Here is a 14,029-nt window from a genome sequence, read left to right as displayed (position 1 = left end):
AAATCAGTGCAGTGGCGTGGTGCCCGGGTAGTCGAGTTCGACGAGGTCTTCACCGTGGGCGGTGAGGTCCTCCGCACCGAACTGGTAGACGGTCCGGAAAACGACGGGTTCCCATTCTTCGGCGTAGAAGTCCATCGTTTCGCAGAACCACTCCAACTGATCCTGTTGCTCGGACAGTAGAGAACCCGCGCCTCGGACCACAACTACATATCCGGCGCCGAGTCCGAGGACGTCGTCGAGATCGCGCATGACATCGTCGAAAGCGTCTTTATTTCGCCCGAAGTGGGACGGAAACTGGAAGGCTGCCGCAAACTCGTCGAAGACCTGCGCCGTTGTCCGCATGTTCTCTCCGCGAACCACCCGAACGACAAAATTCTCGGCACGGAGTTGACGTGCAAGATCATCTGCAACGGCCGGGTCGCTCTGCAGCGCCACCGAAGCCACATCCGAAGACGGATCCAGCCACTGCGCCACGCTGACCGTAGACGAATCGGACATCAGCGAATCCTCACAAACGTGTCGTAGTGATCGAGGGTGTACCACGCCGAACCGTCGTTGCCGGTGACGATTCGCTCGGCGTCGCGTCCTTGGCCGTTCTTCTTCGGGTTCACGTCCCATTCCTGATAGACGACACGTCCGCCACCGGCACCGACAGCGGGTAGACGTCCTTCGCTGTTGCGGAAGGTGATGCCGCCCTTGGTGCCCGGCGCATTGGCGGAATCCGGCCACCTCCCGGCGTCGATCTCCACCAGCGTGGCGAGCACTCGCGCCGGCGCATCGCTGTTCGTCTGCTGCGTTGTCTTGACAGCGGAGCTCGAGGGCACGGAACTCGACGGCGCGGAACTCGACGGCGCAGCCTTGGTGGTGGCGCCAGGCTTGGCTTGAACACTCGAGGACTGGGCACTCGAGGACTTCGTCACCGACGACGCCGAACTGTCGGAGTCACGTGAAGAAAGGGTGACCGCCAGCACGAGCGCAACCACCGCCACCACGACGGTGATGATGGCGTTGCGCGTCTTTGCGCTCGGCATTTTCAGACCTTCAGACATACGCGTCTCTATCGGTACGAGACGGTGACAGGCGCATGATCCGACCAACGGAGGTCGTAGGACTCAGCGCGTTCCACGAGCGCGACCTTGGCCCGCTCGGCGTATCCGCGAGTGGCAACCTGGTAATCGATACGCCAACCCGAATCGTTGTCGAATGCCTTTCCGCGGTACGACCACCACGAGTACGGGCCGTCGACACCCGGATGGAGGGCGCGGAAGACGTCCACCCACGCGGAATCTTCGGCGAACAGCAGATCCATCCAGGCGCGCTCCTCGGGGAGGAATCCCGAAGACTTCTTGTTGGTCTTCCAGTTCTTGAGGTCGAGTTCGGTGTGCGCGATGTTCCAATCGCCGCTGACCACCACGTGACGATCGGCAGCCTCGGCCGCCGCAGCGGTGGTAGCGAGGTGAACTGCTAAGGACGCCATGAACCGCTCCTTCTCCTCCTGCTTCGGCGTGAGCGCCTCACCGGAGGGCAGGTACAGGCTCGCGACGGTCAGATCGGCGAAGTCGGCTTCGATGTATCGACCGGCGTCGAGAAACTCGTCGTCCCCGTGACCGATCCGCACCGCGTCAGGTTCCGTGCGTGAGAGCACCGCGACTCCGTTGCGTCCCTTCGCGGACGGCTCGGCGGAGACGAGGAACCATCCGTTGCCGAGCGCTGGTTCGAGAGTCTCGCGAAGCTGATCGTCCGACGCACGCGTTTCCTGAAGGCAGATGAAATCCGCCGACGTCTTCTCCAGCCAGTCGAGCATGCCCTTGCGGGCAGCTGCTCGAACGCCGTTGACGTTCACGGACGTGATGGTGTGGGGCGCAAGAATGTGGGAGTCAGCAGTTTGTGGCACGGCAAGCACCGTAGCCGATTCCACCGACGCGGATGGGCGCCCAGGTCAGCGCGCGGCCCTACGCTGCAGAATCACCGCTACCGCCAGCACGACGAGACCCGCGACGGCCAGCAACGACCCCACCGCTGCCGGCGCGGTGTACCCGTAACCGGCTGCGATGACGACGCCGCCGATCCACGCTCCGAAGGCGTTGGCGATGTTGAGTGCGGCGTGATTGAGAGACGCGGCCAAGGTCTGAGCATCCTCGGCGACATCCATCAACCGTGTCTGGAGGCCAGGCACCATCGACGACCCGGCGAGCCCGATGAGGAAGACGAAGATCAGTGCCGTGTACGGATTGCGCACGGCGATCACGAAGACCGCGAGGATCACAACGAGGGATCCCATCGACAGGAACAAGCCCTTCATCAGTGCGCGATCCGCGAGGTATCCACCGACGAAGTTGCCAGCCACCATGCCCAGTCCGTACAGCATGAGTGCGAGGGGAATGAACGAAGCGCCAAGCCCGGACACGTCGGTGAGAGTCGTACTGATGTAGGTGTAGACGGCAAACATCCCGCCGAATCCGACCATGCCCACGATCAGGGTCATCCACACCTGAACGCGGCCCAGTGCCCCGAGTTCGGTGATCGGATTCGTCACCGGCATGCCGTCCAACCGCGGAATCCAGACGAACAGCGAAGCAACCGTTGCCACTCCGATCACCGCAACCAAGGCGAAGGCGCTGCGCCAGCCGAGTGCCTGGCCGATCCAGGCCGCGACCGGTACCCCGATCACGTTGGCCACGGAAAGACCCATCATCACCATGGCGACGGCCTTCGCGCGTTTTCCCGGTTCGGCCAGGTGAGCTGCGACCAGAGCGGCGACTCCGAAATACGCGCCGTGCGGCAATCCGGCGACGAAGCGGGCCATCATCAGCGTCGTGTACGAGGGCGCGAAAACCGAGGCGGCATTGCCGACGGTGAACGCGACCATGAGTGCGATCAACAGGGTGCGGCGCGGTACTCGTGCGGTGAGTGCAGCGATCAGCGGAGCGCCGACGACAACCCCGAGCGCGTATGCCGAGATCACGTGACCCGCGACGGGTTCCGAGACGCCGAGTCCGGATGCCATTTCCGGGAGCAACCCCATGGCGACGAACTCGGTTGTGCCGATACCGAAACCACCGAGAGCGAGAGCGAGCATCGCCGGACCTCTGGCGGAACGAACCCCGGGTGTCGAGGTGTCAGAACGGGAGAGGGTAGACGAAGTCACTGATCAATTGTGGTCTCACACCTGGTTGAACTTCCAAGTGAGAGCGGGTGAGTTCACTCACGTGAGACCGTGAACACAAATGGGACGCCCGGTTTCCCAGACGTCCCATTCGACAGGTGAAGCGGTGAATCTACTTCGCGGCCATGGCCTTCTGCAGGTTCACGTCGAGCGCGCCGAGGAACTCCTCGGTGGTCAGGTAGCCCTGATCGCCGCCGACCAGCATCGAGAGGTCCTTGGTCATCTGGCCGCTTTCGACGGTCTTGATGACAACGTCTTCGAGCGCCTGCGCGAAGCCGATGACCTCAGGGGTGCTGTCGAGCTTGCCACGATGCTCGAGCCCGCGGGTCCACGCGAAGATGGACGCGATCGGGTTGGTCGAGGTGGGCTTGCCCTGCTGGTGCTGACGGTAGTGACGCGTCACGGTGCCGTGAGCAGCCTCTGCCTCACAGGTCTTTCCGTCCGGTGTCAGCAGAACCGACGTCATGAGGCCGAGCGAGCCGAAGCCCTGGGCCACGGTGTCGGACTGGACGTCGCCGTCGTAGTTCTTGCATGCCCAGACGTATCCGCCCTCCCACTTGAGTGCGGAAGCGACCATGTCGTCGATGAGGCGGTGCTCGTAGGTCAGACCTGCAGCATCGAACTCAGCCTTGAACTCGGTCTCGTAGACGTGCTGGAAGATGTCCTTGAAGGCACCGTCGTACGCCTTGAGAATGGTGTTCTTGGTGGACAGGTACACCGGGTAGTTCTGCTGCAGTCCGTAGGTGAGCGACGCGCGAGCGAAGTCACGGATGGACGTGGTGAAGTTGTACTGCCCCTGGACGACGCCGCCCTCTTCGGGGAAGTTGACCAGTTCGTGCTCGATCGGTGCGCTGCCGTCCTCAGGCGTGTAGGTGATCATCACCTTGCCGGGGCCGGGGACCTTGAAGTCTGTGGCGCGGTACTGGTCGCCGAATGCGTGACGGCCGATGATGATCGGCTTGGTCCAGCCCGGAACGAGTCGCGGAACATTGGAGATGATGATCGGTGCGCGGAAGATCGTGCCGCCGAGAATGTTGCGGATCGTTCCGTTCGGGGAACGCCACATCTTCTTGAGACCGAATTCCTCGACACGTGCCTCGTCCGGCGTGATCGTGGCGCATTTGACGCCGACGCCGTGCTTCTGGATCGCGTGCGCTGCGTCGATGGTGACCTGGTCGTCGGTCTCGTCGCGGTACTCGATACCGAGGTCGTAGTACTCGAGGTTCACATCGAGATACGGATGGATCAACTTGTCTTTGATGAACTGCCAGATAATGCGCGTCATCTCATCGCCGTCGAGTTCGACGACGGTGCCCTCAACCTTGATTTTGGACATGGGTGCTTCGCGTCCTCCTAGGAAGTTTCCCTGGTTACACGGTTGCGGTCACACTTTGTGAGTGGGTCCGCGAACGGTTCGATTATCAAACCTAGACGGTGTGGACTGATCTCGGGAGATGAGTCCCAAACAAGACAAGCGTACTGCTAACCCGTGAGGCCGCAACCGGCAGGTCCACTCATCGGTCTCTACTCGCGAGTAACTTTTGCCTGCTAGTGGGCTGCGTCGCCCTGCCTCGCGTGCGGTTGCGGCTCACATTTCGCCCCGTGTCAGGACTGCGCTCACTTCCCGGTAGAATCCGACTTGGTCATGAGTGCCAGCGTCAAGCCCCGGCTCGCTGGACGGCAACCCTCCAACCGCGGTGGGGTGCCCCGGGTGATGACCAGGTTTCCCGACGTGGATCTGCTCGCGCAGTTCCACCGCAATTCGGGTGACAAGCGCGGGTCCGACAGGGACGGACCCCAGACCGGGCCGAGCCCCACGGAGGTATTTCAGTATGTGTCGCACTTGTAGATAGACCCCAGCACGGGGCGGCGATCATTCGCCCCCGTCCGACATCTATCCGTCAGACCACTGGAGTGAACAAATCATGACCGACAACACAGCCGACGCCGCAGCAACTTCGGATCCGACCGCGAACTGGTCGTTCGAGACCAAGCAGGTGCACGCCGGACACACAGCGGACACCGCCACCAACGCGCGCGCTCTGCCGATCTACCAGACCACCAGCTACGTCTTCGACAGCACCGATCACGCTGCGGCACTGTTCGGCCTCGCCGAGCCGGGCAACATCTACACGCGGATCATGAATCCCACACAGGACGCCGTCGAGCAGCGCATCGCTGCCCTCGAAGGCGGAGTCGCCGCACTCCTCCTCTCCTCGGGTCAGGCCGCCGAGACCATCGCGATCCTCAACATCGCCGAGGCCGGCGACCACATCGTCTCCAGCCCGTACCTGTACGGCGGCACGTACAACCTCCTGCATTACACCCTTCGTAAGCTGGGCATCGAAGTCACGTTCGTCGAGGATCCCGACAATCTCGAGCAGTGGCGCGAAGCCATTCGCCCGAACACGAAGGCGTTCTACGGCGAAACGATCGCCAATCCGAAGAACCACATCCTCGACCTACCCGGTATCTCGTCACTGGCCCACGAGAACGGTCTTCCGTTGATCGTGGACAACACAGTCGCGACGCCGTACCTGCTTCGCCCACTCGAACACGGCGCCGACATCGTCGTTCACTCCGCCACCAAATACCTTGGTGGACACGGCACCGCGATCGCCGGCGTCATCGTCGACGGTGGCACTTTCGACTGGACGCAGGGTCGCCACACGAACTTCACGACGCCTGATCCCAGCTACCACGGCGTCACCTTCGCGGACCTCGGCGCGCCGGCGTTCGCACTCAAGGCCCGCGTCCAACTGCTGCGCGATCTCGGTTCCGCCGTGGCGCCGTTCAACGCGTTCCTCATCGCGCAGGGTATCGAAACCTTGAGCCTGCGCATCGAGCGCCACGTATCCAATGCACAGAAGGTCGCCGAATTCCTCGACGGTCACGTCGAGGTCGCCTCCGTTTCCTACGCGGGACTTCCCTCCTCGCCATGGTTCGAACGTGGAAAGCAGCTGACGCCCAAGGGAACCGGCGCAATCGTCACCTTCGAGCTGCCCGGCGGTATCGATGCGGGCAAGACGTTCGTCAACGCCCTGACGCTGCACAGCCACGTCGCCAACATCGGTGACGTTCGCTCACTCGTCATCCACCCCGCCTCGACGACACACTCGCAGCTCACCCCCGAAGAGCAGCTCGCCTCCGGTGTCACCCCCGGGCTCGTCCGCCTCGCGGTCGGCATCGAAGGAATCGACGACATCCTCGCCGATCTCACCGTCGGCCTGGCAGCGGTGGCAAACTCGTGACCGTGAACGAATTGGAGCCCAGGATCGACCTCCTGCCCCCACCCGACGGCCAGGTGGGGTTCGTCGACATCGGTGCCTTGGAACTCGAGAGCGGCGCGGCAATCCCATCGGTTTCGCTCGCCGTTCAGCGGTGGGGTGAGCTTTCCCCGAACCGCGACAACGTCGTACTCGTCGAGCACGCACTGACCGGAGACTCACACGTCACCGGACCGATCTCCGCGAATCAGCCCTCCCCCGGCTGGTGGAACGGGATGGTCGGCCCCGGCGAACCGATCGACACCGGCGAATGGTGCGTCATCGCAACCAATGTCCTCGGTGGTTGTCGCGGCACGACCGGTCCCAGTTCGCCGGCCGACGACGGCAAGCCGTGGGGCAGCAGGTTCCCGGAGATCTCCATCCGGGATCAGATCGCGGCGGAGAAGAAGCTCGTCGATCTCCTCGGGATCGACCAGTTGGCCTCGGTAGTCGGCGGATCCATGGGGGGCATGCGCACCCTCGAATGGGCAGTTACCTACCCGGACGGCATTCGCTCCGCGTTGGTTCTCGCAACCGGTTCACGGGCCACTGCAGATCAGATCGGCACCCAGACGACGCAGATCGCTGCCATCGTCTCCGATCCGGATTGGCAGGGCGGTGACTACCACGGAACGGGGCGGGCACCTCGCGCCGGACTCGGCATCGCCCGTCGCATCGCGCACCTCACGTACCGCACCGAGGCCGAACTTGACGCACGCTTCGAGAACTCCGCTCAGAACGACGAAAATCCTTGGAACGGTGGACGATACGCCGTACAGAGTTACCTGGAACATCAGGCAGACAAGCTGGTCGACCGCTTCGACCCGAGCACGTACGTCCTCCTGACCGAGGCCATGAACCGGCACGACATCGGTCGTGGACGCGGCGGTGTTGCGGCGGCGTTGGCATCGATCACGGCACCGGTCGTGGTGGGCGGCGTCGACTCGGATCGGCTGTATCCCCTTCGCTTGCAGGAGGAGATCGCCGACGGAATTTCCACGTGCAGCGGCCTCGAGATTCTCAAGTCCAAGGACGGCCACGACGGCTTCCTGACGGAGGCGGACGCCGTCGCCGGACTGCTTCGCCGAACGATGGAGTTCGCGCGTACGGCTCGCTGATTCGGCACAGAGCCACGTTTTCAGGATTCGTCAATGTCGGGAAAACCACAGCTGATCTGCGGGTTTTCCCGACATTCTCATTGGCGAACGTGAGCCGGCGCGGCTAGCATCGGCGAACGTGAATCAGCCATGCTCGACGCGCCTGCAGGCTACGTACATTCCCGAGCACATGTCCTTCGCGTTCTGGGGTGACGCAGACCCGGCAACGCGGCTGTCGGCACTGGGGATGCCGACCGGGTCGCCGGGCGTGTGCAGGCTTGCGATCCCGGTCGACGAGTCGATCACAGCAACCGACGTCGAAGCGCAACTGCTCGACCTCACCACCGCGATCGACGCCTTCCACAACCTCGATGCTGGTCGCGGCGACCTCGGATCGTCGCTGCTCGCATGGAAGCGCGTCATCGACACCGGCGCACATGACATTCCGACCGCAGCGCATGCCGCGATCGAGCGCGACGACACGAAGATCCGAAGCGCCGCGTCCACGGTGCGGTTGTTCACGGAAGCGCGCGCGGCCATCGAGAGTCTTCGCCGAGCAAAGATTCAGGCGACTCTGCGCCCGTATCAAATGCAGGGAGTTGCCTGGCTGACGGCTCTGTCGGGTTCGGGTGGTGGGATCTTGGCCGACGAGATGGGTTTGGGTAAGACACTGCAAGCGATTTCGATGATCGCGATCCGCGCCGACGACGGTCCGCATCTGGTTGTGTGTCCCACCTCGGTCATAGGAAACTGGCGCCGCGAGATCGAGCGATTCGCTCCGCATCTGCCACTGCACGTTCATCACGGGGCCGCCCGTGCACTTCCCACTCGTATCCCCGCCGGCACTACGGTTCTGACCAGCTACAGCGTCTTGCGTTCCGACGCAGCCCAATTGGCCCCGGTTCATTGGAGTTCAGTGGTCTTCGACGAGGCGCAACAGATCAAGAACCCCGCTTCCCTCGCCGCGAAAGCAGCAATGCAGTTGTCGGCGGACGTCAAGGTAGCGATGACCGGCACGCCGGTGGAGAACCGCCTCGAAGAATTGTGGTCACTCTTTCGCGTCGCCAACCCCGACGTCCTCGGAACTCGCGCACGGTTTCGTCAACGCTTTGCCGTCCCGATCGAATCCGGTCGATCGGCCACCGCGGCGACCAGACTTGCCGCGGTGATCGATCCTTTCATTCTGCGCAGAACCAAAGACATAGTGGCCAAGGATCTTCCGCCCAAACAGTTCTCCACGGTCTCGTGCACTCTGACGTCGGAACAGGCGCGCATCTACCGGTCGGCAGTTGCCGATGCGTTCGACTCCGGATTGGGCACGGGAATTGCCCGGCGTGGCAACATCCTTGCGCTTCTGACCACTCTCAAGCAGGTATGCAATCACCCGGCGCAGGTCACCGGCGATACGGACGACCTCTACGGAAGATCCGGAAAGCTCGACCGCGCAACGGAAATGATCGCCGAGATCGTCGACGACGGCGATCGCGCGCTGATATTCACGCAATACCGGACGATGGGCGAGATGCTCTCGCGACACCTGGGAGCCGAACTGGGAATCGGCGCCGTGCCTTTCCTCCACGGCGGCCTGAACACCGACAAACGAGACGCGATGGTCGACGCGTTCCAGAACGAGACGGATTCACCACCGGTTCTGATTCTGAGCTTGCGCGCCGCCGGCTTCGGCCTCAACCTCACGCGCGCAAGTCATGTCGTGCACTACGACCGGTGGTGGAACCCAGCCGTCGAGGATCAAGCAACCGACCGGGCACACCGCATCGGCCAGAAACGCACCGTCAACGTCCACACCTTGGTGACGGGCGGTACCGTGGAGGATCACATAGCAGCGATGCACGAGTCCAAACGAGTTGTGGCCGATGCTGTCTCCGGGAACGTCGAGGCCGCGCTGGCCGATCTCCCCGACACCGAACTGCGTGAACTTCTCGAACTCGACGGCGCGGTGATCATCTGATGGCCAACGAATTCGGCGTCACCGCTTGGGGTCGAGCGTGGCTGCGCACGGTGGAGCGGACCGCGGCGTCCGGTCCGAACCCGTCCCTGCCGACGGCTCGCACCCTGGCACGCAACGGTTCCGTGGAGTTCTCCGTCGTCTCGTCGGGGACCGTCGTCGCCGAGGTGAGCACCAAGGCAAAAACTTCGTCAGTGACGATTGGTGTCCCGCTCTGGACCAAATCCGAGATCGCTGCAGTGAAGAGCCTTCTCCGTTCGGCTGGAAAGGCGAACAGATCCGTCTCCACCGGCGAACTGCCGGACAGCATCGTCACCGAACTGCAGGCTCGAAATATCGCAGTAGCCGTTGATCTTTCGGAGTGCACTGCCAGCTGCGACTGCTCAGGTAGACGCTCGCCGTGCGTTCACCATCTCGCCGCGATCTACGCCCTCGCCGGGCGAATCGACGAGGAACCTGCACTTGCGGTGACGTTACGGAGTGCACCGGTCAAGGCTGGAAAGAAGTCGACATCCGCACATTCACCGGAGTGGATCCCTTTGAGTGATATCGATATTCGCTCGTTCTACGGGGGCTGATCTTCTCAGTCGGTACCGAGCGGATCGATGGTCAGGGCGAGCGTCGCGATCAGCACACCCATAACGCCCATCGCCGCGGTGTCGAAGACCCTTCCACGCACCGCGAGCAACCCCACACGGTTCTCGGGAACGAACCACCGAGCGGCAGCTCCGATGATGACGGCAACACCGAAGACGAGGGCGCCGCGACGCCACCGGTCGGCCAGCACGAGAACCACGGCCGCCGCAATCACGGCGAGGACCGCGAGCATGGGCAGATTCTTCTTCGCGAGGCCGACCAGTGAGGACATCGGACTCAGACTCCGGCCAGAACCCGCTCGGCGCGCTCGACCACGTTGGTGATCAGGAACGCGCGGGTCAGCGGTCCGACACCACCGGGATTGGGTGAGACGAAGCCGGCGACCTCGTTGACGTCGGCTGCGACGTCGCCGCGCAGGCCGTCGTCGGTGCGACTGACGCCGACGTCGAGGACCGCTGCCCCGGGCTTGACCATGTCTGCGGTGATGAGGCCGGGAACGCCTGCGGCAGCGACGATGATGTCGGCGCGGCGAACCTCGGCCGCGAGATCGCGGGTACCGGTGTGGCAGAGCGTGACCGTCGCGTTCTCGCTACGACGCGTCAGCAGCAATCCGATCGGGCGACCGACTGTGACGCCTCGTCCGACTACCACCACGTGTGCGCCTGCAATAGGGACCTCGTAGCGGCGCAGGAGATGCAGGATTCCACGCGGGGTGCACGGCAGCGGGGCTTCCTTGCCCAACACCAGTCGACCGAGGTTGACCGGGTGCAAGCCGTCGGCGTCCTTGTCGGGGTCGATGCGCTCGAGGGCTGCGTTCTCGTCAAGGTGCTTGGGAAGCGGCAACTGCACGATGTAGCCGGTGCACTCGGGATTGGCATTGAGCTCGTCGATCGTCGCGTTGAGCTGCTCCTGCGTGATGTCGGCAGGCAGGTCGCGTCGCAAAGAATTGATACCGACCTTGGCGCAGTCGTTGTGCTTGCCGCGCACGTAAGCCGCGGATCCGGGGTCGTCGCCCACCAGGATGGTGCCCAAGCCGGGTGTGATGCCCTCTGCCTTCAGAGCGCTCACCCGCACCTTCAGGTCTTCGAAGATTTCGTCGCGGGTAGCTTTGCCGTCGAGGATCGTTGCAGTCACGGCGACCATTGTTCCAGGTTAGGGTCGATGAGTGACAACGGCTCCGGAACTACGCGGCCCGAGGGTGCTCCTCTCCCCCGTCGCGCCCGATCATCACGCCCGTCTGCGGGCAATTCACCTGCACCCGGACGTCGTGCACTGGTGGCAAAATCCCGACGACGACTGGCCTGCAGCGCCGGAGGCTGGCACCACGCGCTACAGCATCTTCCACGGCGACCACCTGATCGGCTTCATCCAGTGGTATGAGGCGGAGGACAACCCCGACTTCCGCCACGCCGGGCTCGACTTGTTCCTCGATCCCGACTTCCACGGCCGAGGGTTCGGTCGCGAATCGATTCGCGTGCTGTGTGCCCACCTGATCGACGACCTCGCATTCCACCGTCTGGTCATCGACCCGGAGGTCGACAACTCCGTCGCCATCGCGTGCTACCGATCGGTGGGGTTCAAAGACGTCGGGGTGATGCGCGAGTATTCGCGAGATCGCCATGGTGTGTGGAAGGACGGACTGCTGATGGATCTGCTCGCACGGGAATTCATCCGCTGATCGACTGGGACGAGTTCGAAAGGACCGACATCATGTTGCTGGACAAGGAATTCACGGCCACCCTGCAGAAGAGCGACGCCAAGGGCGGGTGGACTTATGTGATCTGGCCGGAGTCCGCCGAGTTCTTCGGCACCCGCGGCCTGGTCAAGGTACGCGGGACGATCGACGGACATCCGTTCCAGAGTTCGTTCATGGCGTTGGGAGACGGTAACCACAAGCTGCCGGTCAAAGCCGATCTTCGCAAAGCCATCGGCAAGGAGACCGGCGAGCTGGTGACGGTGCGCCTCGAGGAGCGCTTGGAGAGCTAGGCGCTGCTACTTCATGTCGACGACAAGACCGTGCGCCGACGCGTACGCCACCGCCTGCATCAACTCGATCTGCGCGTTTCCGACCGACGCGGACGTCCACAGGCTCGGATCGATCCGCGCACCGCGCAGGTCTGCACCTTCGAGTTTGAGTCCACCCGTGCGAGCACCGGACAGATCCGCGGACGCCAGCACCGCGCCCCGCATGTCGGCCCGAACCAGGTTCGCTTCACGGAAGCGGCACGAGGTGAAGTCGATCTTTCTCAGGTCCGCCCCGCCGAGTGAGGTCAACGAGAAGTCGACTTCGTCGAGCGTCAACGGCCGGATGCGGCAACCGTCGAACGTCGACCCGAGCAGACTGCAGTTTCGGAACGTGCTGTGCCACAGGCTGGTCCGGGCAAAATTGCACGAGCGGAACGCAGTTCCCGTGTGCACGGACTCCCCCAGATCGGTGCCGGTGAAATCACAATCCGTGAACACCACCGACTCCGTCGTGAGTCCGGTGAGGTCGGCGTCTCGGAAATTGCAGTTGGTGAAAGTGCGCTGACGCCACTTCTGCCCGGCCAGCCGCGCGTCTGAATAGTCTTCGCCGACGACATCGTCGGATTCTTCGGGGAGCATGCCGTCCATACTGCCCCGCCGCACCGACACCGGTTCGATCGCCTAGGTCTCGCAGGCCACGCCGTCACCGTCACGATCAAGCTTGGACGAATAGCCGGGATCGCCGCGGTAGATCGGGGCAGCACCGGCCGCTCGCACGGCTGCACAGTTGGCGTAATACACCCCCGCGTCAGGCACCTTGGCCGGCGGCGGAACGTAGGCGGGTTCCGTTGTCTTCGGGGGCGTGTACGCCGGAGCGGGCGGAACGTACGGCGTTGTCGTGGTCTCCGGAACCTGAGGCACCAGCGGCACGATTGCCACGGTGGTTGTCGTGGTCGGCAGCGTCGTCGCGGTAGTCGTGGTCGGCGGGGCGGACGACGTTGTGGTCTTTGTCGTCGACGGGACAGTGCTCTTGGTTGTCGTCGCTGCAGCTGTCGCCGAAGAGGTCGCAGCAGGCGTCGTCGATTCTTCCGACTTGCCCGCTCCCGTCGCCGCGGCGATGGCAACCAGCCCCACGACTGCCGCGCCGGCGATCCACGGCCACTTACGCCGCGTCTTGCCTTCCTCGGCGTTAGTGTCCGGCGCCGCCGATCCGGGTGCGCCGAAGACCTGCGTGGGAGTGCCGAAAGCCTGAGTGGGTGCGTCGACGCCCTTGGGCCGTGTCTGCGCGGTCCACTGCTGACCGTCCCAGTAACGGTCGATCGTGGGGTCGAAGGGGTCGGGGTTCCAACCGGCGGGAGGGTTCATCAAAATGTCCGTTCTGCGAAGAGTGCCGGAAATAGATTCGCACGGACTGGCCGGTTTGTTACCAAATCGCCCACACTTACCTACCGGTCTTCTCACGGACGTGGGCACCGATACGTCGCCCGGTACAGTTCCTCGAGTGTTCCGAGTGATGTTCCACGAGCCCCGCATCCCACCCAACACCGGAAACGCGATCCGCATGGTCGCGGGCACCGGTTGCGAACTCCACCTGGTCGGCCCTCTCGGGTTCGACTTGTCGGAGCCGAAGCTCAAGCGCGCAGGCTTGGACTACCACGACCTGGCGACTGTCACGGTCCACGAAAACCTGACCGCTGCCTGGGAAGCCGTCACCCCCGCTCGCGTATTCGCCTTCACCGCGCACGCGACCACGTCGTATGCCGATATCGCCTACCAACCCGGCGACGTCCTGCTGTTCGGGCCCGAACCCACCGGACTGTCCGAAGAAGTATTGGCGGACGAACACGTCACCGAGCGCCTGCGTATCCCGATGCTGCCCGGACGCCGGTCCCTCAACCTGTCCAACGCTGCCGCCCTCGTGACGTACGAGGCCTGGCGTCAGCACGGTTTCAAGGGCGCCGTCTGATCGACG

The 14,029-nt window shown here is 63.5% G+C and carries 16 protein-coding genes and 1 riboswitch; of the genes, 7 read left to right on the top strand and 9 right to left on the bottom strand.

The annotated features are described in order from the left end of the window. Nucleotides 1–3: 3 nt before the first annotated feature. The 5 genes from QRN54_RS07635 to QRN54_RS07615 all read right to left on the bottom strand — a co-directional run bounded on the left by QRN54_RS07635 (nucleotide 4) and on the right by QRN54_RS07615 (nucleotide 4,502). Nucleotides 4–498, bottom strand: a complete 495-nt coding sequence (locus QRN54_RS07635) for a barstar family protein (RefSeq protein WP_030535081.1) — start codon at nucleotides 496–498, stop codon at nucleotides 4–6. Then, a complete protein-coding gene (locus tag QRN54_RS07630) occupies nucleotides 498–1,031 on the bottom strand; it encodes a guanyl-specific ribonuclease (protein WP_073512455.1) in 534 nt (177 codons plus the stop codon). The genes QRN54_RS07635 and QRN54_RS07630 overlap by 1 nt, the downstream gene beginning before the upstream one ends. 26 nt (nucleotides 1,032–1,057) lie before the next feature. Next, nucleotides 1,058–1,903, bottom strand: coding sequence for an exodeoxyribonuclease III (locus tag QRN54_RS07625; RefSeq protein ID WP_285181870.1), 846 nt, complete (start codon nucleotides 1,901–1,903; stop codon nucleotides 1,058–1,060). Between the two features lie 36 nt (nucleotides 1,904–1,939). Continuing rightward, on the bottom strand, nucleotides 1,940–3,148 hold the full coding sequence (locus QRN54_RS07620) for an MFS transporter (RefSeq protein WP_371714359.1): 1,209 nt from the start codon (nucleotides 3,146–3,148) through the stop codon (nucleotides 1,940–1,942). 130 nt (nucleotides 3,149–3,278) lie between these two features. Continuing rightward, nucleotides 3,279–4,502 carry an NADP-dependent isocitrate dehydrogenase gene (locus tag QRN54_RS07615; RefSeq protein ID WP_003940772.1) on the bottom strand — a complete coding sequence of 408 codons (1,224 nt, stop codon included), beginning with the start codon at nucleotides 4,500–4,502 and terminating at the stop codon, nucleotides 3,279–3,281. 305 nt (nucleotides 4,503–4,807) lie between these two features. Beyond that, a riboswitch (SAM riboswitch) is annotated at nucleotides 4,808–4,948 on the top strand. A 143-nt stretch (nucleotides 4,949–5,091) separates the two neighbouring features. On the opposite strand from QRN54_RS07615, the gene QRN54_RS07610 reads away from it, so the two are divergent. The 4 genes from QRN54_RS07610 to QRN54_RS07595 all read left to right on the top strand — a co-directional run bounded on the left by QRN54_RS07610 (nucleotide 5,092) and on the right by QRN54_RS07595 (nucleotide 10,073). Further along, a complete protein-coding gene (locus QRN54_RS07610) occupies nucleotides 5,092–6,417 on the top strand; it encodes a bifunctional o-acetylhomoserine/o-acetylserine sulfhydrylase (RefSeq protein ID WP_285181816.1) in 1,326 nt (441 codons plus the stop codon). Next, on the top strand, nucleotides 6,414–7,550 hold the full coding sequence (metX, locus tag QRN54_RS07605; RefSeq protein WP_083057711.1) for a homoserine O-acetyltransferase MetX: 1,137 nt from the start codon (nucleotides 6,414–6,416) through the stop codon (nucleotides 7,548–7,550). The genes QRN54_RS07610 and metX overlap by 4 nt, the downstream gene beginning before the upstream one ends. 118 nt (nucleotides 7,551–7,668) lie before the next feature. After that, nucleotides 7,669–9,498 (top strand): DEAD/DEAH box helicase, encoded by a 1,830-nt coding sequence (locus tag QRN54_RS07600; RefSeq protein WP_285181815.1) that lies wholly within the window; start codon nucleotides 7,669–7,671, stop codon nucleotides 9,496–9,498. Continuing rightward, nucleotides 9,498–10,073, top strand: a complete 576-nt coding sequence (locus QRN54_RS07595; protein WP_165638218.1) for a hypothetical protein — start codon at nucleotides 9,498–9,500, stop codon at nucleotides 10,071–10,073. Before QRN54_RS07600 ends, QRN54_RS07595 begins: the two co-directional genes overlap by 1 nt. A 5-nt stretch (nucleotides 10,074–10,078) precedes the next feature. Here QRN54_RS07595 and QRN54_RS07590 read toward each other — a convergent pair whose 3' ends face one another. Continuing rightward, the gene (locus QRN54_RS07590; protein ID WP_003940740.1) at nucleotides 10,079–10,363 is read right to left on the bottom strand and encodes a DUF3017 domain-containing protein; all 285 of its coding nucleotides are present in this window, start codon (nucleotides 10,361–10,363) and stop codon (nucleotides 10,079–10,081) included. Nucleotides 10,364–10,368: 5 nt separating this feature from the next. Continuing rightward, nucleotides 10,369–11,226, bottom strand: coding sequence for a bifunctional methylenetetrahydrofolate dehydrogenase/methenyltetrahydrofolate cyclohydrolase (locus tag QRN54_RS07585; RefSeq protein WP_007727401.1), 858 nt, complete (start codon nucleotides 11,224–11,226; stop codon nucleotides 10,369–10,371). Nucleotides 11,227–11,257: 31 nt separating this feature from the next. On the opposite strand from QRN54_RS07585, the gene QRN54_RS07580 reads away from it, so the two are divergent. Then, nucleotides 11,258–11,770: a GNAT family N-acetyltransferase gene (locus QRN54_RS07580; protein WP_063836256.1), complete on the top strand. Its 513-nt coding sequence runs from the start codon at nucleotides 11,258–11,260 to the stop codon at nucleotides 11,768–11,770. Between the two features lie 32 nt (nucleotides 11,771–11,802). Then, nucleotides 11,803–12,078, top strand: coding sequence for a DUF1905 domain-containing protein (locus QRN54_RS07575; protein ID WP_007727403.1), 276 nt, complete (start codon nucleotides 11,803–11,805; stop codon nucleotides 12,076–12,078). Nucleotides 12,079–12,084: 6 nt separating this feature from the next. Here QRN54_RS07575 and QRN54_RS07570 read toward each other — a convergent pair whose 3' ends face one another. Further along, nucleotides 12,085–12,705: a pentapeptide repeat-containing protein gene (locus tag QRN54_RS07570; protein ID WP_003940770.1), complete on the bottom strand. Its 621-nt coding sequence runs from the start codon at nucleotides 12,703–12,705 to the stop codon at nucleotides 12,085–12,087. A 33-nt stretch (nucleotides 12,706–12,738) separates the two neighbouring features. Next, nucleotides 12,739–13,422: an excalibur calcium-binding domain-containing protein gene (locus QRN54_RS07565; protein WP_058039043.1), complete on the bottom strand. Its 684-nt coding sequence runs from the start codon at nucleotides 13,420–13,422 to the stop codon at nucleotides 12,739–12,741. Nucleotides 13,423–13,558: 136 nt separating this feature from the next. Between QRN54_RS07565 and QRN54_RS07560 the strand changes: the two genes are divergently transcribed. After that, on the top strand, nucleotides 13,559–14,023 hold the full coding sequence (locus tag QRN54_RS07560; RefSeq protein WP_007727408.1) for a tRNA (cytidine(34)-2'-O)-methyltransferase: 465 nt from the start codon (nucleotides 13,559–13,561) through the stop codon (nucleotides 14,021–14,023). Nucleotides 14,024–14,029: the final 6 nt, after the last annotated feature.

The sequence above is a fragment of the Rhodococcus sp. MEB032 genome (assembly GCF_030208925.1).
Taxonomy (GTDB): domain Bacteria; phylum Actinomycetota; class Actinomycetes; order Mycobacteriales; family Mycobacteriaceae; genus Rhodococcus_F; species Rhodococcus_F qingshengii.
The sequence above is the reverse complement of the archived record's forward strand: the minus strand, read 5'-3'. Positions and strand labels throughout refer to the sequence as shown.